Origin of the sequence: Halobacteriovorax marinus SJ, from assembly GCF_000210915.2 — a bacterium.
Lineage (GTDB): Bacteria > Bdellovibrionota > Bacteriovoracia > Bacteriovoracales > Bacteriovoracaceae > Halobacteriovorax > Halobacteriovorax marinus.
On record NC_016620.1, the window covers coordinates 53,448 to 78,711 of the forward strand.

General features: G+C 36.4%; 23 protein-coding genes and 1 pseudogene. 19 read left to right on the forward strand and 5 right to left on the reverse strand.

Going from position 1 to position 25,264, the window contains the following annotated elements; all coding sequences use genetic code 11:
• Positions 1 to 26 precede the first annotated feature (26 nt).
• From dnaX to BMS_RS00290, 5 genes are read left to right on the forward strand one after another with little or no spacing between them, the layout of a single operon-like run.
• Positions 27 to 1,895 (forward strand): DNA polymerase III subunit gamma/tau, encoded by a 1,869-nt coding sequence (gene dnaX, locus BMS_RS16525; protein ID WP_014242781.1) that lies wholly within the window; start codon positions 27 to 29, stop codon positions 1,893 to 1,895.
• A 9-nt stretch (positions 1,896 to 1,904) separates the two neighbouring features.
• Positions 1,905 to 2,219, forward strand: coding sequence for a YbaB/EbfC family nucleoid-associated protein (locus tag BMS_RS00275; protein WP_044557129.1), 315 nt, complete (start codon positions 1,905 to 1,907; stop codon positions 2,217 to 2,219).
• 7 nt (positions 2,220 to 2,226) lie between these two features.
• Positions 2,227 to 2,820, forward strand: coding sequence for a recombination mediator RecR (gene recR / locus BMS_RS00280; RefSeq protein WP_014242782.1), 594 nt, complete (start codon positions 2,227 to 2,229; stop codon positions 2,818 to 2,820).
• A gap of 14 nt (positions 2,821 to 2,834) precedes the next feature.
• Positions 2,835 to 3,335 (forward strand): roadblock/LC7 domain-containing protein, encoded by a 501-nt coding sequence (locus BMS_RS00285; RefSeq protein ID WP_044557130.1) that lies wholly within the window; start codon positions 2,835 to 2,837, stop codon positions 3,333 to 3,335.
• A 13-nt stretch (positions 3,336 to 3,348) separates the two neighbouring features.
• A complete protein-coding gene (locus tag BMS_RS00290; protein WP_014242784.1) occupies positions 3,349 to 3,939 on the forward strand; it encodes a GTP-binding protein in 591 nt (196 codons plus the stop codon).
• A gap of 1 nt (position 3,940) precedes the next feature.
• Here BMS_RS00290 and BMS_RS00295 read toward each other — a convergent pair whose 3' ends face one another.
• The gene (locus BMS_RS00295) at positions 3,941 to 5,158 is read right to left on the reverse strand and encodes a lipase family protein (RefSeq protein WP_014242785.1); all 1,218 of its coding nucleotides are present in this window, start codon (positions 5,156 to 5,158) and stop codon (positions 3,941 to 3,943) included.
• Between the two features lie 92 nt (positions 5,159 to 5,250).
• Between BMS_RS00295 and mtnP the strand changes: the two genes are divergently transcribed.
• From mtnP to ftsZ, 14 genes and pseudogenes are all read left to right on the forward strand, one after another.
• Complete coding sequence (gene mtnP / locus BMS_RS00300) at positions 5,251 to 6,099, forward strand: S-methyl-5'-thioadenosine phosphorylase (RefSeq protein ID WP_014242786.1); 849 nt, start codon at positions 5,251 to 5,253, stop codon at positions 6,097 to 6,099.
• Positions 6,099 to 7,076, forward strand: coding sequence for a 16S rRNA (cytosine(1402)-N(4))-methyltransferase RsmH (gene rsmH, locus BMS_RS00305; protein ID WP_014242787.1), 978 nt, complete (start codon positions 6,099 to 6,101; stop codon positions 7,074 to 7,076). The genes mtnP and rsmH overlap by 1 nt, the downstream gene beginning before the upstream one ends.
• A gap of 62 nt (positions 7,077 to 7,138) precedes the next feature.
• Complete coding sequence (locus tag BMS_RS00310; protein ID WP_014242788.1) at positions 7,139 to 7,477, forward strand: hypothetical protein; 339 nt, start codon at positions 7,139 to 7,141, stop codon at positions 7,475 to 7,477.
• Between the two features lie 2 nt (positions 7,478 to 7,479).
• Positions 7,480 to 9,399 carry a penicillin-binding transpeptidase domain-containing protein gene (locus BMS_RS00315; RefSeq protein WP_014242789.1) on the forward strand — a complete coding sequence of 640 codons (1,920 nt, stop codon included), beginning with the start codon at positions 7,480 to 7,482 and terminating at the stop codon, positions 9,397 to 9,399.
• Positions 9,392 to 10,777, forward strand: coding sequence for a UDP-N-acetylmuramoyl-L-alanyl-D-glutamate--2,6-diaminopimelate ligase (locus tag BMS_RS00320; protein WP_014242790.1), 1,386 nt, complete (start codon positions 9,392 to 9,394; stop codon positions 10,775 to 10,777). Before BMS_RS00315 ends, BMS_RS00320 begins: the two co-directional genes overlap by 8 nt.
• A complete protein-coding gene (locus tag BMS_RS00325; RefSeq protein WP_014242791.1) occupies positions 10,770 to 12,137 on the forward strand; it encodes a UDP-N-acetylmuramoyl-tripeptide--D-alanyl-D-alanine ligase in 1,368 nt (455 codons plus the stop codon). Before BMS_RS00320 ends, BMS_RS00325 begins: the two co-directional genes overlap by 8 nt.
• Positions 12,138 to 12,165: 28 nt before the next feature.
• Positions 12,166 to 13,242 carry a phospho-N-acetylmuramoyl-pentapeptide-transferase gene (gene mraY, locus BMS_RS00330; RefSeq protein ID WP_014242792.1) on the forward strand — a complete coding sequence of 359 codons (1,077 nt, stop codon included), beginning with the start codon at positions 12,166 to 12,168 and terminating at the stop codon, positions 13,240 to 13,242.
• Between the two features lie 3 nt (positions 13,243 to 13,245).
• Positions 13,246 to 14,628, forward strand: coding sequence for a UDP-N-acetylmuramoyl-L-alanine--D-glutamate ligase (gene murD, locus BMS_RS00335; protein ID WP_014242793.1), 1,383 nt, complete (start codon positions 13,246 to 13,248; stop codon positions 14,626 to 14,628).
• A gap of 75 nt (positions 14,629 to 14,703) precedes the next feature.
• A complete protein-coding gene (gene ftsW / locus BMS_RS00340) occupies positions 14,704 to 15,888 on the forward strand; it encodes a putative lipid II flippase FtsW (protein ID WP_014242794.1) in 1,185 nt (394 codons plus the stop codon).
• A gap of 36 nt (positions 15,889 to 15,924) precedes the next feature.
• Entirely contained in the window at positions 15,925 to 17,298 is a 1,374-nt protein-coding gene (gene murC / locus BMS_RS00345) for a UDP-N-acetylmuramate--L-alanine ligase (RefSeq protein ID WP_014242795.1), read from the forward strand.
• Positions 17,295 to 18,191 carry a UDP-N-acetylmuramate dehydrogenase gene (gene murB, locus BMS_RS00350; protein ID WP_014242796.1) on the forward strand — a complete coding sequence of 299 codons (897 nt, stop codon included), beginning with the start codon at positions 17,295 to 17,297 and terminating at the stop codon, positions 18,189 to 18,191. Before murC ends, murB begins: the two co-directional genes overlap by 4 nt.
• 8 nt (positions 18,192 to 18,199) lie before the next feature.
• Positions 18,200 to 18,979 (forward strand): cell division protein FtsQ/DivIB, encoded by a 780-nt coding sequence (locus BMS_RS00355; RefSeq protein WP_014242797.1) that lies wholly within the window; start codon positions 18,200 to 18,202, stop codon positions 18,977 to 18,979.
• Between the two features lie 78 nt (positions 18,980 to 19,057).
• Entirely contained in the window at positions 19,058 to 20,296 is a 1,239-nt protein-coding gene (ftsA, locus tag BMS_RS00360; RefSeq protein WP_014242798.1) for a cell division protein FtsA, read from the forward strand.
• A gap of 13 nt (positions 20,297 to 20,309) precedes the next feature.
• Positions 20,310 to 21,317, forward strand: a pseudogene (ftsZ, locus tag BMS_RS00365) (cell division protein FtsZ); the annotation flags it as partial.
• Positions 21,318 to 21,901: 584 nt separating this feature from the next.
• Here ftsZ and BMS_RS00370 read toward each other — a convergent pair.
• Genes BMS_RS00370 through udk form a run of 4 tightly spaced genes read right to left on the reverse strand, consistent with a single transcriptional unit; the run spans position 21,902 to position 25,209 of the window.
• The gene (locus tag BMS_RS00370; RefSeq protein ID WP_014242800.1) at positions 21,902 to 22,300 is read right to left on the reverse strand and encodes a hypothetical protein; all 399 of its coding nucleotides are present in this window, start codon (positions 22,298 to 22,300) and stop codon (positions 21,902 to 21,904) included.
• Positions 22,290 to 22,883 carry a hypothetical protein gene (locus BMS_RS00375; protein ID WP_014242801.1) on the reverse strand — a complete coding sequence of 198 codons (594 nt, stop codon included), beginning with the start codon at positions 22,881 to 22,883 and terminating at the stop codon, positions 22,290 to 22,292. The genes BMS_RS00370 and BMS_RS00375 overlap by 11 nt, the downstream gene beginning before the upstream one ends.
• 18 nt (positions 22,884 to 22,901) lie before the next feature.
• Positions 22,902 to 24,530 carry a ribonuclease J gene (locus BMS_RS00380; RefSeq protein ID WP_014242802.1) on the reverse strand — a complete coding sequence of 543 codons (1,629 nt, stop codon included), beginning with the start codon at positions 24,528 to 24,530 and terminating at the stop codon, positions 22,902 to 22,904.
• Positions 24,523 to 25,209, reverse strand: coding sequence for a uridine kinase (udk, locus tag BMS_RS00385; RefSeq protein WP_014242803.1), 687 nt, complete (start codon positions 25,207 to 25,209; stop codon positions 24,523 to 24,525). Before udk ends, BMS_RS00380 begins: the two co-directional genes overlap by 8 nt.
• Between the last annotated feature and the right edge of the window lie 55 nt (positions 25,210 to 25,264).

Genomic DNA, 25,264 nt, shown 5'->3' on the forward strand with positions numbered 1-25,264 from the left:
TTTTTTAATCAAATGGATTAGTTTTAATGTCTTATCAAGTTCTTGCAAGAAAATGGAGACCAAAGAGATTTCAGGATGTTATAGGTCAAAGCCACATAACGAAATCACTTCAAAATGCCTTATCGCGAAATAAGTTGGGGCATGCCTATATTCTTACGGGAACTCGTGGAATTGGTAAGACTTCTGTGGCCAGAATTTTTGCGAAGGCGATTCGCTGCGAAAGTAGATTAGAAGATTCCAACGCTTGCGGTACTTGTGAGAGTTGTCAGGACTTTGATTCTGCAAGCTCTATGAATGTTGTAGAGATTGATGGGGCATCAAATAATAGTGTTGATGATATCCGTGATTTAATTGGCAATATTCAATACCTACCAACAAGTGGTCATTACAAAATTTATATAATTGATGAAGTTCACATGCTTTCAACGAGTGCATTCAATGCCTTGTTAAAAACGTTAGAGGAACCACCAGCTCACGCCATTTTTATTTTAGCAACAACAGAGCCTGAAAAACTACTCGGTACAGTTCTTTCAAGATGTCAGCGATTCGATTTTAGAAATGCTGCTGTTGCGGATCTTTCGGCCCATGTTAAAAAAATTGCTGAGTCTGAGAATATTCAATTTGAAAACGATGAAATCATCAAGCAAATCTGCGTTCAAGGAAAGGGTTCTGTTAGAGATACTCTGTCTCTCTTAGATCAGGTTTTAAGTTTTTCAGAAGACGGAAAGGTTACTGAGCAAAGTGTATCGTTTGCTCTTGGTTTGGCCAAAACGTCTGTGATAATAGAAATCGTTTCAAAAATTATAAATGGCAATAGAGATGAAGTCGTAAGTCTTTATAAGAATTTATTAAATGAAAATATTTCAGTTAAGAATATTTGTCATTCTCTATTGGATGAATTTTATCTCTTCATTTCTCAAATTGATAATCCTGAGAATTTAAAAAAGAGATGGCCTTTAGTCGATGCGACTCAACTAGAGTCTGGTGAAATATTTTGGATCTATGAAAGTATTTCTAAAGATGTATCGTGGACACTCTCTTCTTTATCCCCTGAAAACTGTACTGAGATAGCACTACAAAAAGTAACTCTTAGAAATTCTTTTTTTAATAAAGCGGCTAACTCTAAAAAAAAAATAAATAATCCTGAGAAGACTGAAGAGAAAACTTCTACTCCAGTATCAATTGAAGATAAGCCTCAAGTTCAAGAAGAAAAAGAAATTGAAGTTGTTGCAGAAGTTTCTGTAGCTGTTGAAGAAAGTGTAAGCGCTACGACAACACCAACAGATGGTGAAGAAGTAAAAGAAGAAACTGAGGAAATAGATATCAAAGAAGAGTTCTCTAAAATGAGCTCTGCCTTAGAAAATAGTCCTACGGTTGAAATAAAAACCAATGAATTAGAAAATAAAATTTCTAAAAAAGAAGAGATACTTAAAGAAAAATCTGTTGAAGAGCTACCAAGAGATTGGGATGGTTTTCTCGCCTATCTATTTAAAGTATCTCCAGCATCTTCAGCAAATTTAGAGCAAGGAAATATTCTCTCACCTTTATCGTTAACAGATAATTCTGTTTCCATTGAAGTTGGTTTTCCTGAGTCGAGTAGAGTTTTCTTAGACTATCTAAAAGAGCAGGAGTCTTTTGATAAATTAAAAGATCTAGTTGCAAAATTCTTCAATGTTGATGTCACGAAAGTTAATTTACAACTGGCAATGGTTGAAGAAGAAAAAGCAATAGATTCTGAATTTAAATCTAAGGCCCAACTGAAACAACAAGAAGAAGATAGAATTGAAGAAGAAAAAAGAGAAAAGATTAGAAGTAACCCTTTTATAAGAAAGGCTGAAACAATCTTTAACTCTAAAGTCGATAAAATAATAATTTCAAAAAATGAAAATAACTAGGAGCTAAGCATGGCGAAAAACTTAAACCATTTAATGAAGCAAGCACAAGTAATGCAGCAAAAAATGTCTACACTACAGAAAGAACTCGAATCTAGAGAGTTAGATATTTCTGCTGGTGGTGGAATGGTTAAGATTAAGATTAATGGTAAACAAGAAATTCTTGAAATGAAAATTAATCCTGAGTGCGTAGACCCTTCAGATGTAGAAACATTAGAAGAACTTGTTCAAACAGCAGTTAATCAAGCTGTAAAAGAATCACAGGAAATGGTTAGCAGTGCGATGAGTAAGGTTACTGGTGGTCTAAATATCCCAGGTCTTTTCTAGGGTTCTTGTGGAATTACCAGAGTCACTACTAAACGTAATAGATCAATTAAGTAAAATTCCAGGTGTTGGAGATAAGACGGCCACTAGGCAAACTCTTATTTTGGCCAAATGGTCTGCTGATGATCTGAATGCCTTTGGAGATGCAATGAAAAATCTTGCAAACTTAAAGGCATGCGTAGACTGTGGAATGTACTCTGATTTAGATTATTGCGAAATATGCTCGAATTCAGAAAGAAAAGAAAGTAAGTCTGTTTGTGTTGTTGAGAATGTGACAGATTGCTTGGCCATTGAGCGTAGTGGAAATTATGAAGGCCTTTATCATATTTTGGGTGGAGTTCTAAATCCATTGATGGGTGTTGGGCCAGATGAATTAAAAATTGATTCATTTGTAAAAAGAGTAAGAGGGTTAGAAGTTAAGAATGTTATTCTTGCAGTTAATCCTTCAGTCGAAGGTGATGCAACTTGTTCGTATATAAAGCAAGTCCTACCTTCAGATGTAGAAGTAGATCGAATTGGATTCGGAATACCTATGGGTGGAAGTCTTGAGTACTTAGATACAATGACAATTGCAAAGGCCCTAGAAAATAAAAAGAAAATGTAAACCAGGGAGTGGTTTTGTTTACTCTAGAAAATTTACCTAAGCTTGCACACGAGTTCTTTTGTGAAGTTGCAGATTTATCTCAATTAACAAATAGTAGTTTGTTTCTTTGTCGATCAGACGGAGTGCCTCTCTATGTAAAAAATGAACTCAACTCAGACTTTGATGATGCCTCAGTTGGCGCGTTACTGGGAGGGGTTTGGCAAGCTGCAAGGGCAATGGCTTCGTTTATTCCAGAATCAAGTCTTGGTGAAGAATATAGACTTAGCTTCGATACTTCAGATAAAGGGATTTATATCGTCCCTATCGATCTAAGTGGAGAAGAAGTTTATTTAGGGTTAATTTATTTCAATGAAGTAAATCCAGGAATGGTTAAGGCAAAGCTAAGAGATCTTAGTTGGAGACTACAAGAGTTTTGGTCTCTAGTTAATATTAAAGAAGATAAGAGTAATGCTAACCTATTTAATAATATTACAGATGAAGAAATGGATAATCTCTTCGCTGCAACTATACAATAATTGAGGAAATGATATGTCTTTTGTGAATTATCATTCGAAAGAAATTAACTGTAAAATTGTGTATTACGGACCAGGACTGGGCGGTAAAACAACAAATATACAACACGTATATCAGAAGACTTCTGGAGATTCGAAGGGAAAAATTATTTCTTTAAATAACGAAAATGAGAGAACGCTTTTCTTTGATTTTCTTCCACTCGATCTTGGCGAGATTAGAGGCTTTAAAACAAGATTTCATCTTTATACGGTACCAGGGCAGGTTTTCTATGAGGCCAGTCGTAAACTTATCTTAAGAGGTGTCGACGGAGTCGTCTTTGTTGCAGATTCTCAAGTAGAGAGACTAGATGCAAATATTGAGAGTTTGAAAAGTTTAGAGAGTAATCTCCTTGAGCAAGGTTATGACATGTCTCAAATTCCTATTATCATGCAATGGAATAAGAGGGATCTTCCAAATGTTATGAGTGCCGAAGATTTATCAGAGAAGCTTAATAAATGGAATTTTGAAGAGTTTGAAGCGGTAGCAACTCAAGGTAATGGCGTTTTCGAATCTTTAAAACATATTAGTAAATTAGTTCTTATGAACTTAAAGAGTGGAGTGGAGTAAGTTATATCTGCTTACTCTTCTCGAGGAAATCAAGCATTACAAGATGAGTTTCAAGAAGTGCTTCTTGATTGTAGAAACTAGACCTTGTTCCAATCAAGTGATGACCTTTTAGAATACCTAGGTTCAGACCTTTAAAGTAATCTGGGAATTGAGAGTTCTTCGTATCAACAACACCGTCATTACTTTCTGCACTTTGAAAAATTAGCTTTGTTAAAACCATCCATATATGACTTTCATACCATTCTGATTCAAGTCCTATAGCAGAGTAAAATTTAAGTGAAGGTAGTTTATCGTGATTTCTTTGAAACCAGTTTGATTGGTAGTCACTAGAGAGAGACTTTTGAAACTCCTTCATCATGATATCAATTTTCTGATCAAAGAATTGGTAGAGCTTAGTATTTTCGAAGAAATGTATACTATTAATCATTTTAAAGATTTTCTTCTTTAAATGATCTGATCCAAGTATTGGAGAGGCAATAGTGCTTACGCCAATAACATTCTCCTCGGCCCACTCTCTTTCATTTTTTAGAAAGTGTAGAGTATCTAGTCCACCTTTTGAGAAGCAAAGAAGCCATAATTTTTCATTTGGATTCTCGGCCTTATATCTCTTTAGTTGCTCGGCCAAGAGTTTAGAATTGTGCTTAGATGACTTTGATCCATTAACATTGGCGGCAATATACTTTATTCCTTTTGTCTTAAAGAGGTGTCTTGCTCCTCTTTCAAAAGCAGGAGTAGAAAAAATCTCGTTAAATACACCTGAGATTAAAACAAGAGTTGAGTCGATTTTTGGAATCTTTAAGTTCGTTTGATATTCTGAGTTTTTATGTGCGTAGTCTAGCTCTAGGTAAAGAGCTTCAAAAATTGAGGCTTCGTCATATTTAGAGAGGATACTAGCATCATTATCAACAACTGAATTTATAATCTCTTGGAATCCCTCATCATTTAAAAAATTATTTCTTCTATTAAAGAAATCAATATGCGCATGTAGGTGTCGCAGAGTTGAGTGAGAAATCCAAGTTCCAGAGTTTGTAAGTGTCTTTACGAGATGACCCATTGTCGTTAAATTGGGCTCTCTAATGAAAATTTCGACGGCTTCAATTGAGTCACGAATAGACGTACGAGTAGCGCTTTCTAAGAAATTCTTAGTGTGTTGCTTGTATGATTTGTATTGTTTCAAATACTTCATACATGTTTCTTTCGCTGCTGCTGCTGGTGCCATTGTTTAAATCCACTTCCAAATTGAATGTGCGTCTAGTAGAATTGTGTCATTAACCAATTTGAGTAGTCAAATACTCATGACGCGGAGGGGTGATGACCGAAAAAGCAATAGGAATTATTGGTGGTAGTGGTGTTTACAATATTGAAGGTATTGAAATTATAAAAGAGCATACGGTTGAAACACCTTTCGGAACACCTTCTGACAAGGTTATTCAAGCAAAATTAAATGGCGTAGAATTTTATTTTTTACCTCGTCATGGCAGAACTCATGGTGTTTTACCTCATGAAGTAAATTATTGTGCAAATATCTATGCTTTAAAATCTATGGGAGTCGAGTACTTACTCTCTGTTTCAGCAGTTGGTTCCTTGAAAGAAGAGTGCCCTCCTGGCTCAATGGTTTTACCAGATCAGTTCATTGATTGGACAAAGGGTGGTCGTAGAAGAACATTCTTTGGTGAAGGAATTGTTGGCCATGTATCAACGGCATACCCAATTGATATGAAGTTGCAAAAAGTTATTGAGAAGGCCTGTGCGGGAGCAGATGTTCCACATCATGTAGGCGGTTCATATATTTGTATTGAAGGCCCTCAGTTTTCATCTAAAGCAGAATCACATATTTATCGAGGGTTTGGTGCAACAGTGATAGGAATGACAAATGTTCCAGAAGCCTATCTTGCTAAAGAGGCTGGGATGGCCTACGCGACACTTGCAATGGTTACAGACTATGATTGTTGGAGAGAAGAGGAGCATTGCTCTGTAGAAGAGATTTTAAAAGTAATGAAAAAGAATAATGAGTCTGCACAAAGTATCATTAAGCTTGCACTTAATGATCTTAATGCAAATAAGTTCGATATAAATAAAGAGAACACTTTTGCTATTATGACACCTGAGGAAGCGATGACTCCTGAGCAAATAGAAATTTGTAGAGTATTGAAAAAGTAATGGCCTATAAAAAACACTATTCAGTTTTAAATAAAGAAGTTGTGGATATCCTCATGGAAGACAGTGAACAACTTCAAAATATAAAGTTTGCAGATATGACATTTGGAGCAGGCGGGCATACTTTTGCGTTAGCTGAGTCTGCAAAGAATGTAAGTGTATATAGTGTTGATCAAGATCCAGATGCACTCAAGAATGGTAAAGAGAATATTAATGAATTAGGTCTTAGTGAGCGTGTATTTCTTCACGATATGAACTTTGAGCAATTCCCAGAATTTATTAGAAGTTCTGATTCTGAAATGAAGTTTAATGGAATCGTTGCTGACCTTGGTGTTTCAAGTCATCATTTTGATGAAGGCGATAGAGGTTTCTCATTTCGCTTTGATGCTCCTCTCGATATGAGAATGGATGTCGATAATGATGAATTAGAAACAGCAGCAGATATTGTTAATAATTACTCAAAAGAAGACTTAGAGAAAATATTTTTTACATATGGTGAGGAGAAGTTCACACATAGGATCGTGAAAAGTATTTTGGAGCATAGAGAAAGTGCCCCTATAGAAACCACTAAGCAACTAGAGAAGATAATAATTGACTGTTACCCAAAGAAATTACAGTTTGGAAAAATTAATCCGGCGACAAAATGTTTTCAGGCCTTAAGAATTAAAGTGAATAAGGAGCTTGATGTTCTTGAGAATGTGATTCCTGGCCTATTGGAATTACTTGAGATAAATGGTCGGCTCGCAATTATAACTTTTCACTCTCTTGAGGATAGAATTGTTAAAAATCTCTTTAAAGACGCTGTGCAAAGTGATGTTCCATATGAACTTTATAATAAGAAGCCTATCCTCCCATCACATGGGGAGTTAGAAGAAAATCCACGTTCTAGAAGTGCTAAACTTAGAGTGATTACAAAAATAAATGAGAAAAAATCAAAGAATAAGTATGCACAATTTTCAAAAATAGGTGAAAATAGATAGAGGGGCATGATGTTCCACTTATATATAGTTGTTTAAATAAGCAAGAAGCTTAGGAGACAGCAATGGCTGCAAAGAAAAGAAAATCTAAATCTAGATCAAAGAATAGTATTAAGAGTTCCGTTTCTGATTCATTCAAGAAAATATTTCTAAGCTCTCAAGGACTTCCGATTATGCTGACACTCTCAGTTCTAGGAGTATTATTTGTTCTCTTTAGAATGAAAGGAATTGAGCTCAATTATAAAATAACAAATATGAATAAAGATATTGAAAAGGTTGCTCTTGAAAGCAAAGAGCTTAAGGCGAAGAAAGCAAGACTTCTCTCAGTAAAGAATTTGAGAACAATTGCGAAGAAATATGAACTTAAGCAACCGAAGCAAAACCAGGTGATTGTAATTCCTTAATTATGGAAAGTAGTAAAACAAAAATTAAAATTTCATTCTTTGTATTTCTAGCTCTTTTTAGTGCAATCCTTGTAAAAGCGTTTATCGTACAAGTTGTAGATAAAGAAATATTACTCACTAAAGCGAAGAAACAATTCTTCAGAGAAAGAACAACGTATCCAAAGCGTGGAAATATTCTCGATAGAAATGGAAACCCTCTCGCCATTAATGTTCAAACATACAGTATTTTTACGATTCCTAAGAATCTTAAGGGTGACTACTCAACTTATAAGAAAGTTTCAAAAATTGTCCCTAGTCTAACCTATGAGAAAATTCTCTCAATTATTAAAAAGAGAAAGAAATTCACATTCTTAGCAAGGAAGATAGAGTTAACTTCTGAGCAGGTTCAACAACTCAAAGATCTTAAGGGTGTACATATTGAAGCTGTTGCAAAGAGATTCTATCCAAACCACGAACTATCAAGTCAAACGATTGGCTTTGTTGGCATAGATAATGTGGGGCTTTCTGGAATTGAGTATGCCTTTGACGAGCAGCTTAGAGGGAAGCCAAAAATTACAAAGTACGTAATTGATAGAAAGGGACGTCCAATCAAATTTGAAAGTACTCAAGTAGGGAGTGGCGCTCAGGATGTGGTTCTCTCAATTGATAAAGATCTCCAATCTATTGCAGAGAAAGCTCTCAAAGACACAGTGGAAGAATTCGGCGCGATCAGAGGCGGATTTGGTGTGATGAATTCTGAGACAGGAGAAATCTTGGCCATGGGTAATTACCCAAACTTTGACCCTAATTACCCACATCGCTCACCTTCAAAGTATAAGAAACTAGCTTTTATTACAGATCCATTTGAGCCAGGTTCAACTTTTAAGGCGCTTACAATTGCATCAGCACTAGAGCATAAGATCGCTCGACCAGATACTAATTACTACTGTGAACACGGGAAGCTAAGAGTTGAAGGTCATACTATTAGTGAAGCAGAAGCAAAGAAGAAGTTTGAATGGCTATCTGTTACAGAAATTCTTCAACATTCATCTAATGTTGGTACGACTAAGATTGCATTCGACCTCACTTACCCAAAGCTTAAAGAGACATTAAAGAAGTTTAGTATTGGTGAGAAAACAGGAATTGAACTTGCTGGAGAATCTAGAGGAATCTTCAACGACGAGGAGAATGTCTCCCCGCTTAGTCTGAGTAATATCAGTTTTGGTCAGGGTGTAGCAACTACAGGTGTGCAAATGTTGGCGGCTTACTCGGCAATTAGTAACGGTGGATATTATATAAAGCCAACGATCTTAAAGAGAGAAAAGTCTCAAATTAAAGAAGAAGATAAGTGGCAGATTATAGATTTTCAAACATCAAGAGAATTAAAGGAAATGCTTGTTCAAGCGGTGGAAGATGGAACTGGTGGACGAGCAAGAATACCTTATTTTACAATTGCTGGAAAAACTTCTACGGCTCAAAGGTCTGACAATACTGGTGGATATAGTGGTTATATACCAGGTTTTCTAGGCTTCCCTATTGGAACAAAAGATAAATTTACTGTTTATGTCTATGTAGATAAGCCGGCCAAAGGTAAGTCGTATTACGGCGGAACTGTTGCTGGGCCAGTATTTAAGAAAATAGCTCAATATATTCTTTACAAGGATAGAAATCTTGGAAATGTAGCTGTTAAGAAAAAGTTTAATGCAAAGAACTCTTTTGACACGGTAAAGGTAAAACATAGTTCTACCAGAATCATAAAGGGTGGAGTGCCAAATTTCTCTGGCCTAGATAAGAAATCGGCCAATAAATTAGCGAGAAAATTGGGTCTTAAAATTATTCATAACGGTATAGGTGTAGTCTCTTCTCAAAGTCCAGAGATCGGTGTTAAAGTTGATAACGATACAATTGTTAGACTTTATTACCAGCCACCAAAATATGAATAAAAAAGATATAACTAAAATTCTTTCGGAAAATCTTCTCTTTGAAAAAACTGTTACGGATTGCTCTATTAAACAAGCAACAACAAACCTACAGTTGGCGGGAGAAGACTCACTTTGCTTCTATAATATTTCAGATCAACTTGATGCTAAGGAAGTCTTTATTAAAAGACTTAAAAGTAGTTCATGTAAGAATCTAGTACTTACTAAAAAAGTTGATGTTGAAGGCGTGAATATCTGGGTTGTTGACCCATCTGATTTTCTTTGGGCCCAAGATCTTATTGCCAATGAGATTTACCCCGATAAGTTAAAGATTAAGTTGGCGGGAATAACAGGAACTAATGGAAAAACAACTGTGAGTTACTTGGCCATGCAATTGGCAACTCTTCTGGGTTACCCTTCAATTTCTATTGGCACGATAGGAGTGAGGGACTCAAAGAATATTCTAGAAGAAGATATTTTAAGTACAACACCAAGTTATTTAGAACTTCGAAAAATCATACATCGATACCAAGATGACTATAAATTTATATTTATGGAAGTAAGCTCTCATGCACTAGCACAAAATAGACTTAATAAAGTAAGACTTAAGTCGTGCGCATGGACGAGTTTTTCTCAGGATCATTTAGATTATCACAAAACTAACGAGGAATACTTTAAGGCCAAGTTAAAGATTTTAGAGTCTAGTGATGATAAGAATTTAATCGTACCAAGTAGTGAGAAGTCCCTGCTAGCATTACTTGCTGACAACAATGTTTCTAGAAAAATTGTAGAGCCATATTTTGACGAATGTTTAGAGGCTGGCTTTAAAGCATCATATAATCAAGCAAACCTCTCTGTTGCGATTGCCCTTTGTGAAGTTTTAATTGGTGAGAGCATTGATCGTAAACTACTAAGTAAACTCTCTCTTCCTGCTGGTCGGTTTGAGGCGATAAAGTATAACGAGCATATTGTTATTGTAGATTATGCACACACACCTGATGCGCTAGAAAATATTTGTGGAACAATTAAGAAGGATTTCTCTTCGTTTGAGTTGAGAGTGATCTTTGGTTGTGGTGGAGATAGGGATCGATCTAAACGACCATTGATGGGAAAGGCCGTTTCTAAGTATGCTGATAATATCATTGTGACTTCAGATAATCCAAGAACAGAAGAACCTTCTTCCATCATAGATGATATTACTCCAGGAATTTCTAGAGATTATATTCGAATTGAAGATAGAAGGTTAGCTATTGAAAAATCTCTTGAAGATTTATCGCGTCCAACAGTTGTTTTAATTGCTGGTAAAGGTCACGAAGAGTATCAAGATGTTAAGGGTATAAAGCATCACTTTTCTGATAAAGAAGAAGTGATGAAGATTATAGATAGGAATAAAAATGTTTGATCTAAGTTTATTAAACCTTGTTATTGAAGAGGATTTATTTCAATCAAGTGAGGTTGAGTTATCCACTGACTCTAGAACTTATAGTGGAGAAGGTCTCTTTATTTGTTTGTGTGGTGAGAACTTTGATGGATTTAATTTCATTGAGCCTGTTCTTGAGAAGGGGTGTAAAAATATTGTATTTAGAAATAATGATGAGAACTTAGAAAGAATGAATGCTTTGTCTGAAAAATTTCAAGATGTGACATTCATAGGAGTCGACTCACCTCTTGCTACGCTACAGTCACTTGCAAATAAGAGAATAAAACAATTTAAGAATGATGGTGGATTTGTTTTTGGAATAACTGGATCAAATGGAAAGACGACAACAAAAGAGATGTTGGCATCTCTACTAAGCTCTGCTTATGGAAAAGAGGTTCACGCGACTAAGGGTAATCTGAACAATCACATTGGTGTTCCATTAACAATTCTCTCTGCACCTACATGTTGCAAATATATGATTGTTGAGATGGGTGCAAATCACGTTGGGGAAATATCTGATCTCTGTGAGATAGCAATGCCGGAATTTGGAATCATCTCAAGTGTTGGCGCAGCTCATATAGGTCTCTTTGGGGGAATAGAGAATATCTTTAAAGAGAAGAAGTCTCTCTATGATTATGTTCTTAGGTTTAAAACGGACCGCTCTAAGTTCATTGTTAATAATGAAGATAAATATTTATCGCAGATATCTCCGAGTGAAGTTTTAATAAAATTTGGTGATAGCTCTGATGTTGATGTGACTTATGATGAGGGAAAGATAGTTATTAATAATGTTAATATTGAAAATGTTAATATCTTAGAAAAATATAATCTCTCTAACTTAGCGAGTGCTTACTTATTAGCCGTTAATATTTTTCCAGATAAAAAAGATACTTTTATAAGTGCGGCTAGTGAATACCGTATTCCGTCTCTAAATAGATCAGAGTGGATTGAAAGAAATGGTAAGCAGATTTTCTTAGACGCCTACAATGCTAATCCAACATCGATGGAGTCATCTCTAAATTCATTTGTTGAGAATATGAAGAAAAAGGGAATTCCACTTGATGATGTTCTCTTTGTTCTTGGGGATATGAATGAGCTGGGTGATTATGCCAAAGATGAGCATGAAAGAATCGCAAGGCAACTTGATGGCCTAGGAGCCAAGAACGTTATCTTTGTTGGGAATTATTCAAAGTATTACATGCAAGGACTTCCGTCTGGAATCATGTTTGAGAAAAAAGAAGACCTTGTTTTACGGTGGTCTGAGCTCTCTAAAGAGCGCTCCGCATTATTTATTAAGGCCAGCCGCTCTTTACAACTTGAGTCACTAATAGATATAACATAGTTTAGACTCACCTTTTCATGGAAGACTTATGCTCTATCATTTTTTATATCCTCTGAGTCAGGATATTTCTGCATTTAATATTTTTAGATATATAACGTTTCGTACATTTGTAGCATTTCTCATTGCGACAATTGTTTCAATAATCTGGGGACAGTTCTTCATTAATTTTATGAAGAGAAAGCAGTTCGGTCAGGTTGTTAGAGACGATGGACCACAGAGTCACTTAAAGAAGGCGGGCACACCGACAATGGGTGGAGTCTTAATAGTGGGAACAATTGTTTTGTCGATGCTATTTTGCGCTAACTTTATGTCTGAACCAGTTCTGATAACTTTAGGGGTTACGCTCTCCTACTTTGGACTGGGCTTTATCGACGATTATTTAAAATTTACAAAAAAGAACTCAGACGGTGTCTCTGCTAAGGGAAAATTATTGTGGCAATTTGCTACGGCCCTTATTGCAGGCTACTTTATGATATCGAGAGGCGTGATAGATTCAAGCCTCTACTTACCTTTCGTTAAGGGACCAGTGTTAGATATGGGCTGGTTCTATATTATTTTTATCGCTTTAGTAATTGTTGGATCTAGTAATGCAGTAAATCTTACGGATGGATTGGATGGCCTTGCGATTGGACCAATTATAACAAGTGCGGCCAGCTTAGGTATTATTGCCTACGCGGCAGGTCACAAAGAAATAGCCTCTTACCTTTTTATTCCTTACGTTGAGGATATAGGGGAATTGATGGTGATTTCTGCGGCCATAATAGGTGCCGGAGTGGGCTTTTTGTGGTACAACTCTTACCCAGCGCAAATTTTTATGGGCGATGTAGGCTCACTTAGTCTAGGTGGAAACTTAGGAGTTGTGGCCGTATTAACCAAAAGTGAAGTTCTCTTTGTCATTATTGGTGGAATTTTTGTAATTGAGGCGATCTCTGTAATTTTACAAGTAACTTCTTACAAAACGAGAAAGAAGAGAATTTTTAAGATGGCACCTATTCATCATCACTTTGAGCTAAAGGGATGGCCGGAGCCAAAAGTAATAGTAAGATTTTGGATTATTAGTATTTTTCTTGCAATGTTTGCGATTGCAACATTGAAAATGAGGTAAATAATGGAACGTTTTCAAGGTAAAAAGGTCCTCATTGTTGGTATTGGAAAGACAGGCTTCACGCTTATTAACTTTTTCAACAAAGTTGGATGTGACATTAAAGTTACAGACATCAAGCCAATCTTTGACTTAAATAAGGCCGTTAAAAAACTTAAGAAAATTCAACCAGCTCCACAAATGACATTTGGTGAGCACCGTGAAGAGGATTTCTTAGAAGCAGATGTTATCGTATATTGCTCGGCAGTTAATCCTGAGATGCCTCAGTTAGAGCTTGCTCGTCAAAATGGAAAAGAAGTTTATTCTGAATTTGCTTTAGGAAATATCCTTTGCCGTAAGCCTATTATAGCTGTTTGTGGAAGTAAGGGGCGTACGACTGTTGCTCATATGATTGGGTACACATTAAAGCTCGATGGAAAGAATGTTTTCATCGGTGGTACATCTGAGAGTTCATTTATTGAGTACTCAATGCTTCCTAACAAAGATGAAATTGATTACGTTGTTGTTGAAGTATCAGCAGTACAAATGAGAAAGTTAAATAACTTTCATCCAAAGCTTGTTGTGTTCACAAATATTTCTGAGAACTATCCAGAGAAGCACTTCAACTCTGTTGGAGAATATATTGAAACTAAACTTAGTATCATTAAGACTTTATCTCCGGATGATACTCTTGTTGTAAACTTTGATCAGCTTGCAAATAATACATTCTTTAGAAATGCAAATTGCCAAACATACTGGTACTCAAGAAAGTCATTTGTCACAATGGGCGTGATTAATGAGATTCAAGGGACACATTTCCACGATAGAAGAATTCACTCAAATATTAACTACCACTCAGAGTTTAAAGTTAATCAAATGAGAATTGTTGGTCAGAATAACAGAGAAAACCTTCTTGCAGCAGTAACTGCGTGTAAGGCTCTTGAAGTTTCAGACAAGTCAATTCAGACATGTATTGCAAAATTCCCAGGTATTCCTCACCGTTTAGAGTTCTTAATGGAGAAGAATGGAGTTGATTTTTATAACGACTCTAAGGCTGAGAAGATGGAAGACCTTTGTACATCTATCAAATCATTTAAGAAGCAAGTGATCTTAATTGCAGGTGGTAAAGATGTAGAGGACTTTGACTTTGAGCCTTATGCACCTGAAATTATCGAACACACAAGAGTTGTTGTTTTAGTAGGTGAAAGTAAAGAGAGAATGAATAGGGCGCTTCAAGAGCACCCACAGACTTTTATTGTAGGTTCATTTGAAGAATCAATTCTACTTGCTTACCAAAAGTCTAGAACTGGAGATGTTATTTTACTATCTCCAGGTAACGAAGCTTCTGACTTCTTCAGAGATTATGAAGAGCGTGGAAGTTACTTTAAAAAATTAGTTTATCAATTATAGAAATAAGGGAGCACTTAGCTCCCTTTTTTTTTAATTACTCTTGCACGTAATCCCGAAGCCATTTAAAATATAAGTATGAACCTCGACTTGTCACGGATAGATAAGCTTTCCAAATATTTAAAATTCTCACTTGGTACACTAATTGTGATTGGTGTAATCATGGTTTACTCGGCAAGTTACATGTACGCCAAAGAACAATTTGGTAATTCGGGTTACTTCTTTATTAAGCAAATATTATTTGTGTTATTTTCTTTGGCCATTGCTTTTATTGTTTCAAAAACAAAGTATAAGTTTTGGCTTAAGTTCTCGCTTCATGTTAACTACGCAGCTTCCTTTCTGCTTATGTTAACTTTTGTTCCAGGGTTTAAGACAGTTGTGAAAGGGGCGAATCGATGGTTGAAAATTGGTGGCTTCACTCTACAGCCAGGAGAATTTGTTAAGTATACAATCGTACTGGTTTCAATTGTTTTCTTTGAGCGATTTCAGCAATTCGATAGAAATAAGAGGATTAATTATCTGGTATGTATGGGGCTTCCATTCGTCTTATTAATCCTTCAACCTGACTTTGGAACTTTTTCCATATGTTTCTTTGCTATGAGCTTTGTTTGCTTCCTATCATCTTTTCCAAGAAAGTATTTCTATTCTGCTTTTGTTGCAGGTTTGGTAATGGGTGGTGCTGTATTAATTTCAGCTCCATATAGGGTGAAGAGGTTAATGGCCTTCTTAAACCCTTGGGAAAATGCACAGGGTTCTGGTTTTCAAATAATTCAGTCGTGGATTGGCTTTGCGAACGGTGGATTTTTTGGAACAGGTCCGGGAAATAGTATTGAAAAATTATTCTACTTACCAGAAGCACACAATGACTTCATCTTCTCAGTAATCGGAGAAGAATTTGGATTCATTGGGGTTTTTGCATTAGTACTCATATTTACAAGTGTAATCTTTCTAGGTTTTTCACTAGCAATGAAAGTGAAGCTTCGCGATGGCTCACTCCTTATGGCGGCAGTAATATTTGTTGTGGGGATTCAGAGTGCTCTTAATATGGGAGTTGTTCTTGGGCTTCTTCCAACAAAGGGATTGAATCTTCCTTTTATAAGCTACGGTGGATCGTCTCTTATGAGTAATCTCTTTGGAATTGGTATGTTCTTTGCCGTGTTGCGTTCATATCGTGAAAGCGGTGATTCAAGAGAGTCAGACAGAGGGATTAATTCAACTTCACACTCTACATCAGGTTTTCAAAGTCTAAGAAATCAGGCATGATCTAATTTATTTCGTTGCGAATAAGTTGGAGAAGTTATGTTCAGTCCTTTGAAGGATATTAAAGTACATTTTATTGGTATTGGTGGAATCGGCATGAGTGGTATTGCCGAGGTACTCCTCTCTCTTGGTTATAAAGTTTCAGGTTCAGATATAGCTGAATCAGCTACTGTGGCCAAGCTAAGAAAGCTAGGTGCAGATGTTTTCGTTGGTCATAAGAGCGAAAATATTACGGACGCTACTGTAATGGTTTACTCTTCAGCTATTGATGACACTAACCCTGAGGTGATTGCAGCGAAGGCCAAGAGACTTCCAATTATGAGAAGGGCCGAGATGTTGGCCGAGTTGATGAGACTTAAGAAGGGGCTCGCAATTGCGGGAACTCATGGAAAGACGACTACAACAAGTTTTCTGGCAACGATCTTACAAGAAAGTAAGTACGATCCTACTTACATTATTGGTGGAATAGTTAAAAACTTAGATGGTCATGCCAAAGTTGGTAAGGGTGAATTCCTTGTGGCCGAAGCTGATGAGTCAGATGGCTCTTTCCTACTTTTAAATCCTATTATGTCTGTAGTTACCAATATAGATAATGATCATATGGATCACTATGGAAGTGAAGCGAACCTTCTAAGCTCTTTTACTGAGTTCATTAACAAAGTTCCTTTCTATGGACTAACGGCTTTGAATGCGCACGATGAAAGATTGATGGCACTGACTAAAGAAGTTAAAAAGCCGTGGGTTACTTTTGGCGTAGAAACTGAGGCTGACTTTGAAGCGAGAGATATTAGGTACGAGAATAATATTACTATTTACGACCTCTATCATAGTGGCGAGAAAAAAATTGAAATTAGAATTACGATACCTGGAAAACACAATATCTTAAACTCTCTAGGAGCGATTGCTTTAGCTTTTAATATGGGTGTTCCGTTTGAAGAAATTGCAAAGTCTATAATTAAGTTTGATGGAGTTGGTAGAAGATTTCAAACTCTTGTCGCAAAAGATAACTTTGAAGTGATTGATGACTATGCTCACCACCCGACTGAAATAGACGTTACCCTAAAGGCCATGAAAGAAACTAGACCAAATAAAAAGATCGTCGTTGTTTTCGAGCCTCATCGTTATAGTAGAACTAGAGATTGTTGGGATTCATTCCTTCATTGTTTTAACTCTGCAGATACTGTTTATATTTCACCAATCTACCCTGCTAGCGAAAAGCCAATTCCCGGAATTGAAGCTGATAGATTAATTGCGGATATCAATAAACTACACCCTGATTTAGTTAAGAAGCTTGATAGTATTGAGAATATAGATTCAATTATTGATAACTATAAAGAAGAAAATGTAACGCTAGTCACTCTTGGTGCAGGTTCCATTGGAAGAATTATTAGAGAGAAGACAAATACTAAATGAGCTTAGAAGTCCTTTTAAAAAATATTGATGGTATCGAATTAGAGATTAATAAAGATCTTACAAAGTTTAGTACGATGAGACTTAAGTGCTTTGGGGACTTAATTACGATTAAGACTTTAGAAGGGCTTAAGGGTGTATTGAAAACTTTAAATGAGAATTCAGTGGACTATCGAATTCTTGGAATGGGAGCGAATCAGCTGCTACCAGAATCTAGCGCAGTCCCTTTTATTAAGCTCTCTCTAGAGTTTGATAAGAGTTACTTAAATGAAGTTAGAGATTTGTATACTCTTCCAGCTTCGGTAACATTAAGTATTTTATCATCACATGCGGTTAGAAATGGATTGAAAGGTTGGGAATCATTTACAGGGATTCCTGCGACATTAGGTGGTGCAGTCTTTATGAATGCAGGAACAAACCTTGGTGAAATTGGTCCATTGATTAAGAGAGTTTTTGTTGTAAATAAACAAGGTGAAGAAAAGATTTATGAAATGGATGAATCTTCATTTAGTTATCGAAAGCAAAACTTCTTGGCCGAAGGTGACTTTATCTACCAAGTTGAGATGAATCACTTTGGAGTTGATCCACTTATATCTAAACAAATTAAAGATTACTTAGAGCTAAGAAATAGAACTCAACCACTTAGGGAATGGACATGTGGTTGCGTCTTTAAAAATAGCAAAGAGAAGAGAACTTGCCTGGCCGGAAAATTTATTGATATAATGGGGCTTAAGGGACTTACTCTGAATGGAATGAGAATAAGCCCAAAGCATGCCAACTTTATGGAAAATACAGATTCATGTTCTCATAAAGATGTCGTAGCTCTAATAAATATAATCAAGGAAGAGCTTTTGCTTCAATATGGTGTAGATTTTGAAACAGAAGTAAAACTTTAGGGCATTTAATGATTAAAAACTCTGCAAAAATTAGATTTCTACTTATAGCTCCAGTTATATTGCTATTCGTTTTTATGGTTGAAGAGGGTGTGAGCTCTCTTGGAGTTGAGAAGCGACAAGAAGTTAAATATAGAACTTCATTTGGTAGATGCCCATCTAGAGCGGCCGGAACGCTGACTCTTCAATTAATTAAGTCATTTGAAAAAAATAAGTCACTAAAAGATGTAAAGACTAAAATTGTTAAAGACAAGCTTGATGAGAAGCACTTTATTTCATCTTATAAGGTGAAGTATGACCCTCTAAAGAAGTACCTACACTTTACCTATGAATGTCCTGAGCCTTTAATGAAGGTTCAGATCTATAAGGAAGGTGGTCTTGAGTCATACGAAGCAGTCTTAGTTGATAATGGGAAACTCTTTGATCCAACTTATGAAGTTCTTCTTAGAAATGAGAAGAAGTTAAGTTACGACCTTCCTTACCTAGCTCTTCCTGTAGGAGACATGGACGAGAAGATTCAAAAAGATATTACTGAATTAGTCTCTGGTATGCCGTTAACTTTTAGAAAGAAGTTAGCAGAGATTATTATCAATGATGATAAAGAACTTACTATTATCCTCTCTCTAAATAATCACCCATCTAGTGTTTTCATGGGTGGCACAGAGTGGGGCGTGAAAATGACGAAGTTAGCCAAGATAGTTAACTATATGGAATTAAAGAAGAAAATACCGGCAATTATAAATCTTACAAATTCAAAAAAAGTTGTTGTCAAGTTTAACGACAAATTCTAAAATTTTCATAATACCCTACTTAAAGTGTAAGTAGGCTTAATCAACGGATTGATTGAAAACCAGTGAGAAAGGAATCTCATGAACGAAAAAAATATCATAGTAGGCCTAGACGTTGGCACAACAAAAGTCTGCACCATTGTCGGTGTGCAAGGCCCTGACTCAGATTTAGAAATTATTGGAATTGGAACTCATCCTAGTCATGGATTGAAGAAAGGCTCTGTCGTCAATATTGATAAGACAGTTCGCTCTATTCATAGCTCTCTAGAAGAAGCTAAACTCATGGCCGGTGTGAATATCAGTAGTGCAACCATTGGAATTGCAGGAAGTCATATTTATAGCTTCAATAGTTCTGGGGTTGTTGCCATTAAGGGGAAAGAGATTACTCCTGCTGATGTAGATAGAGTTCTTGAAGCGGCTAAAGCTGTCGTAATTCCTTCAGATAGAGAAGTTCTCCATGTCATCCCTCAAGAGTTTAGAGTGGATAATACAAATGGAATCAAAGATCCAGTTGGTATGTGTGGTGTTCGTTTAGAAGTTCACGTTCATATTGTGACTGGCTCTATCCCATTAATCCAAAACTTAGTTAAATGTGTTGAGCAAGCTGGCGTTGTTGCAAATAGAGTAACTCTTCAGCCGATCGCTTCATCAGAGTCAGTACTTTCTTTAGAAGAAAGAGAAATGGGTGTGATCCTCGTTGATATTGGTGGCGGAACAACTGACATTGCTATTTGGAAAGAGGGAAGTCTTATACACTCTCAAATTATTCCAGTAGGTGGAAATCATTTTACTAATGATTTGGCGATAGCACTTAAGATTCCTCATGCAGAAGCAGAGAGAATTAAAATTAATCATGGATGTGTTCTTGCTGAGCAATTGAATCAATCGGCGCATATTACTGTACAAGGTTTAAGTGGAACAAAACCAAGAGAAGTACAACTTAGTTTAATAGCAGATGTTCTAGGAGCAAGAGCAGAAGAGTTATTCCAAATAATCAGAGACATTATTGCTGAGAAGAATTTAGGTAATGAAATAACTGGTGGGATTGTACTAACCGGTGGTGGAGCACTTATTAAAGGTGTGGCAGAGCTTGGTGAATACATAATTGAGAGGCCAACTAAAATTGGTTATCCAGCTCCTTTTGGTGGAATGACAAATATTATGCAAAACCCAAAGTTTTCAACTGTGCTTGGACTTTTGATTGAATCAAATAGAAAAGACAAAGTTCATAGCGTGGAAAATGATAGTAATAATAATCAAATGGATTTGATTGGAAAATTTAGTGATTCCTTAAAATCTGTTTTTAAAGAAATTTTTTAATTAGGGGGGTCTCATGTTTGAGATGACAGAAGAACAAGCAATTTTAACAGATGGTGCAAAAATCAGAGTTGTTGGTGTTGGTGGCGGTGGATGTAACGCTGTAAACACAATGATCAAAGCTGGGCTTACAGGTGTAGAATACATCGTAGCAAACACTGATCAGCAAGCACTAAACGCAAACTTAGCACCTACAAAGATTCAGCTTGGAGCTGAAATTACTAAGGGTCTTGGAGCAGGTGCAAATCCAGAAGTTGGACGTAAGGCCGCAATGGATGAGTACGAAAAACTAAGTGAAGTACTTCAAGATTCAGATATGGTTTTCATTACTGCTGGTATGGGCGGTGGAACAGGTACTGGTGCAGCACCAGTAATTGCAAAGCTAGCAAAAGAGCTTGGAGCTCTAACTGTTGGTGTTGTAACTAAGCCATTTCTTTTCGAAGGTAAGAAGAGATTCCGTCAAGCAGATGCAGGGATTCAAGTTCTTGAAGAGAACGTCGATTCACTAATTACTATTCCAAATCAAAGACTGCTTTATATGGCAGGAGAGAGTCTATCTCTAGTAGATACATTTAAGAAAGCTGATGAAGTTTTACTAAATGCTGTTAGAGGTATCTCAGACCTAATCAATACTACTGGTCATATTAACGCTGACTTTGCTGACGTTAAGACTGTTATGGCAAATAAAGGTCTTGCACTTATGGGAACAGGGCTTTGTTCTGGACCTGATAGAGCGATTAAGGCAGCTACTGAAGCAATCAGCTCTCCACTACTAGAAGATATTTCTATTAACGGAGCAACAGGTATCATTATCAACATTACTGGTAATGGTTCTCTTACAATGCATGAAACAAATGAAGCTGTTACTTTAATTATGGAAGCAGCTGATGATGATGCAGAAATTATCTTTGGTACAGTTATCGACGATACAATGGAAGACAACATTAAGATCACAGTTGTTGCAACTGGTTTAGGTGGTCTAGAGAAAGTTGCAGCTCTTCCTCAAAATCGTTCAGAGCAAATGGTAGAAAAGCTAAGACCTGTTCAAGCTCAACAAGAAACTCCAACTTCATGGAGACAAGAAGAGCAAACTGAAACAGTTAGAGAAGAAGTTTCTGTTTCAAGAGAGCAGCATATGGCACAACCACAACAAACATGGGCCGAGCCAAAAGCAACACCTGTTCGTGAAGAAGAGAGAGAGTTTACAAGAACTGCTCCTGAAACTACACAAACATGGAGAGAAGAAAAGAGCTGGAACGAAGAAACTAACTATAGAGCGTCTGAAGAATCTGGGCAGGGAACACTTGCACAGTCAATTAAAGATGCGGCAGCTAGATATGAGACTTCAAAAGTTGAGCAAACACAAACAAGTCAACAAAGACCTGCTCAGCAAGAAACAGCATCTGCAAATAGAGCAAAATCAATTGCAGAAAAATTAGGGTTCATCAACTTTGATGAAGATGAACTAGATACTCCATCATTCTTGAGAAAAGATGAGGGTGGATCACAGAAGAACGCAGAATTCTAATTGAGTTGCCCCCCAACTCAATAATATCAAGGCGCCTATAATTCGTTATAGGCGTCTTTAATCAAAGAAAATCAAACTTATTATTTATTCATTAATTGGTTGGCCTTGTTGGCCAAAGACTCGATAAATGCAGGTAGAAGAGTAATCGTGTCTTTTTTAAACTGAGTGGGACATTCTATCAGAAGTTTAGAGTTACTATACTTGATATTTGTTAGAGTGAAGCGAAAGCCTTGATCCTGCCAATTTTGCCAGCTTAATGCATAGTCTACACGTGTGAAGTCTCCTCCACCAAATGAGTGAGACTCCTCCCCTGGGAAAAGATCGGCGATGCATATACTGTGTTCAATCTTTACGTTAGAGCTTAATAGATCAGATTCATATTGAAGTATTTTCTTATCATCAAAAGATCTCTTGGGAGCATTGACTTTATTTTTATTCATTATGTCTTCAATTGCATTCTTTAAGTTTTCATTGCTCATCTTTTGTCTCTTCTTTCTCTTGTTTAAAACTCTCTATTTTCTTTGAGAGCTCTTCTTGATCTTTTTCTCTTACATGTAATTGGACATAAGTCTCAATAAAGTCATTCTCAACTTGAATCTTATAATCATTTAAAATATAGCTAGGAATCCCCTTTTCTTTCCAAAGGAACTTCTTGAAGTTGTAAATATAGACACCGTCTTCAGGATTGTCTGGAGTCGTTCTCTGATTTGTTATTGAGGTCCAAATATTATCTGCAAAAGTGTTGAAGTGTTCTGGACATAAATTAACTTTATCAATTTGTTTTAAGCAATCAACACAGAACTCTTCTTCACAGATAGAACAAATACCAACCGAGTTCCTCGTCTCATGATTCTTACAGACCCCAGTGCCTGAATCTAGGGTGCTGAGTTCCTTGTCTTTGTCTTTATTCTTTTCATTTCTGTGGATGGTTGAATTAGAGTCTGACTTACTTGCTTTAAGGTAATTTGCTAGAACCAACCCAGCTATAACGGCCAATACAATAATAAGTATTAGCAAGAGAATGATGATGATCATCAATGTAGTGTCTAGAGTCTGATTCATAGAATAATTATAACTGAACTAAACGAAGTGGACAACGGTAACGGGCTTGTACCCTAACCTATTATGTGCGTAGCGACGAATAATAATCCTAATCTCATCAGCTGTTTTCTCAAGTAATTTTACTTTTCTTCCACTTAATTCACTATTGATTAGGTACTCGAAGTCTTCTTTATCGTCGTTAAAGAAATTTGGTAGTCCAAAGAAGCTATATTCATATTGGATTTTTCTCTTAAGTAGTGAGTCTGTCTTGATAGAGAGAAATATGGCCCCTTGGTTAGAGAGCTTTCTTCTAACTGAGATATGTTCTCGCTCAATTTCTATCGCCTTACCATGAATTAAGATAGGCCTTAAGGGTGTTGTTTTTTGAACTTCAATTTCAAGTCTATTATTAATAGAGAGTTCGTCAAAGTTTGAAATGTGAATGGCCTGTGCGTTTGAATTTAGTGAATCGATAAATTCAATATGTTTCTTTAGAAAGAGAGACTCACCGTGAATGGGTACAATATAATCCGGTAGGTACTCTTGATAAAGTTTTGCTAAATCATTTCTACCAGGATGGCCTGATACATGAATGAGTTCATCTCTAGTTGAAATAATATCTATACCCTGCTCGGTGATTTCATTCTCTAGCAGAGAGATTTTCTTTTCATTACCTGGAATGGCCTTGGAACTAATAACAAATAAATCTTTAGTTGTGGGCTTAAAATGAGTGTCCTCACCTTTTGCGACTCTTCTAAAAGATCCTCTGAAATCTCCTTGGCATCCACTTAGTATAACCACAACTTTCTTTTTGTTTGGAAGAGAGGCCTGGTCAATATAGTAATCGGACTCATTTAAAATACCACACTCAGCCGCTACAGCAGCATAGTTAATCATTGATCTTCCATAGAGAAGAACACGTCTACCCGATTCTTTTGCGGCCGTAATTGCTGAGGCGATTCTGTGTACATTTGAGCTAAAGCAAGTAAGGTAGATATTTTCATAATCTTTCTTGAAAATATTTTTAAAGTTATGAAGTACATCTCCTTCTGAAGGAGTTTCTAAGTTCGTAGATAGAATATTAGTGCTATCTGCAAGAATAACTCTCTTTTCACAGTCTTTTGAGAGAGACTTTAGTTTTTTGAAGTCAAACTCTCGCTCGTATGGAGAGCGGTTATCAATCTTAAAATCAGAGACAATTAAAGTAGAGAACCTTTTCTTATTATCTTTAAAGAGAAGTCCATAGGTGTCAGGGATTGAATGATTAACATGGATTGGGTGAACGCAGAGATCATTGAACTCAAGCACGGTGTTATGATCGTACTCTAATATATTTTTTGAAACCTTGGCATAGTCTAGCTTCTTACGCATTAAGAGTGCTGCAAACTTAGGGGCCCAAATAATAATCTCTGGAAACTTGTCGATGACATGAATAATCGCACCAATATGATCTTCGTGTCCGTGAGTTATAAGTAAATGTGTTGGAGGATTATTGGTGAGCTCACTTAAATCTGGGATGAGGTAATTGATGTCAAAGAAGTCTTCACTTGGAAAGAGTATTCCAGCATCAACAATGATGTTGTCGTTCTCTGTCACGAAGCGGGTCATGTTAGAGCCAATCTGCCCTACGCCACCCACCGGTTGAATTTTTAACAACTCTTTAGTCATGATTTAAATTTACTTGGTGGTTATCTACTTCTAACCCACCTCTATTTAAGTTGGTTGTGTTAAGGCAGTACTTCCCTATCTTGTATAGTTCGTTTACTTTTGCGGAGAGGATTGAAGCTGCTATATCTGTCTCTTCTCCAATGATAAAGTCAGCGTAATCTTTTTGAGGTGCTAAGAATTTATTGTACATTGGTCTAACAGTCTCATAGTACTGAGCGATAACAGATTGAAGTGTTCTTCCACGCTCATTGACGTCTCTGTTAATACGTCTTGCAATTCTAATATCAGCGTCTACGTGAAGAAAGCAGCGAATATCTAGTAGCTCTCTAATTTCTTTGTCAAAAATTGAGAAAATTCCTTCAAATACAATCACATCACTTGGATTAAGTGTTGTTGTTTTCTGTAGTCTAGAAGAAGAAACAAAATCGTAAACGGGAACTTCGATGGGATTGCCACGCTTGAGCTCTGATAGATGTGTTCTTAAGAGCTCCCAGTCAAAAGCTGCGGGATGATCGTAATTTGGATTTCCCTTTGCGGTATAGTGTTCTTGTGGCTGTACATTTAAATAATAGGAGTCCATGTGAAGAATTGAAATATCTTCTTTGACCATATTAATTAATTTATTGGCGAAGGTTGTTTTACCTGAACCAGAGCCACCAGATATACCAATAAGATACACAATAATTCCCCATTGAAGTTGTAATATTTAGCTTTAGCTAACATAATAATAATAT

Coding starts and splice junctions, on each gene's coding strand:
- murD (WP_014242793.1), top strand. CDS start 13,246: ATGGAACGTTTTCAAGGTAAAAAGGTCCTCATTGTTGGTATTGGAAAG.
- dnaX (WP_014242781.1), top strand. CDS start 27: ATGTCTTATCAAGTTCTTGCAAGAAAATGGAGACCAAAGAGATTTCAG.
- BMS_RS00355 (WP_014242797.1), top strand. CDS start 18,200: ATGATTAAAAACTCTGCAAAAATTAGATTTCTACTTATAGCTCCAGTT.
- BMS_RS00375 (WP_014242801.1), bottom strand. CDS start 22,883: ATGAATCAGACTCTAGACACTACATTGATGATCATCATCATTCTCTTG.
- murB (WP_014242796.1), top strand. CDS start 17,295: ATGAGCTTAGAAGTCCTTTTAAAAAATATTGATGGTATCGAATTAGAG.
- BMS_RS00325 (WP_014242791.1), top strand. CDS start 10,770: ATGTTTGATCTAAGTTTATTAAACCTTGTTATTGAAGAGGATTTATTT.
- BMS_RS00380 (WP_014242802.1), bottom strand. CDS start 24,530: ATGACTAAAGAGTTGTTAAAAATTCAACCGGTGGGTGGCGTAGGGCAG.
- ftsW (WP_014242794.1), top strand. CDS start 14,704: ATGAACCTCGACTTGTCACGGATAGATAAGCTTTCCAAATATTTAAAA.
- BMS_RS00290 (WP_014242784.1), top strand. CDS start 3,349: ATGTCTTTTGTGAATTATCATTCGAAAGAAATTAACTGTAAAATTGTG.
- mtnP (WP_014242786.1), top strand. CDS start 5,251: ATGACCGAAAAAGCAATAGGAATTATTGGTGGTAGTGGTGTTTACAAT.
- BMS_RS00295 (WP_014242785.1), bottom strand. CDS start 5,158: ATGGCACCAGCAGCAGCAGCGAAAGAAACATGTATGAAGTATTTGAAA.
- BMS_RS00315 (WP_014242789.1), top strand. CDS start 7,480: ATGGAAAGTAGTAAAACAAAAATTAAAATTTCATTCTTTGTATTTCTA.
- BMS_RS00320 (WP_014242790.1), top strand. CDS start 9,392: ATGAATAAAAAAGATATAACTAAAATTCTTTCGGAAAATCTTCTCTTT.
- BMS_RS00370 (WP_014242800.1), bottom strand. CDS start 22,300: ATGAGCAATGAAAACTTAAAGAATGCAATTGAAGACATAATGAATAAA.
- murC (WP_014242795.1), top strand. CDS start 15,925: ATGTTCAGTCCTTTGAAGGATATTAAAGTACATTTTATTGGTATTGGT.
- ftsA (WP_014242798.1), top strand. CDS start 19,058: ATGAACGAAAAAAATATCATAGTAGGCCTAGACGTTGGCACAACAAAA.
- BMS_RS00275 (WP_044557129.1), top strand. CDS start 1,905: ATGGCGAAAAACTTAAACCATTTAATGAAGCAAGCACAAGTAATGCAG.
- BMS_RS00310 (WP_014242788.1), top strand. CDS start 7,139: ATGGCTGCAAAGAAAAGAAAATCTAAATCTAGATCAAAGAATAGTATT.
- mraY (WP_014242792.1), top strand. CDS start 12,166: ATGCTCTATCATTTTTTATATCCTCTGAGTCAGGATATTTCTGCATTT.
- rsmH (WP_014242787.1), top strand. CDS start 6,099: ATGGCCTATAAAAAACACTATTCAGTTTTAAATAAAGAAGTTGTGGAT.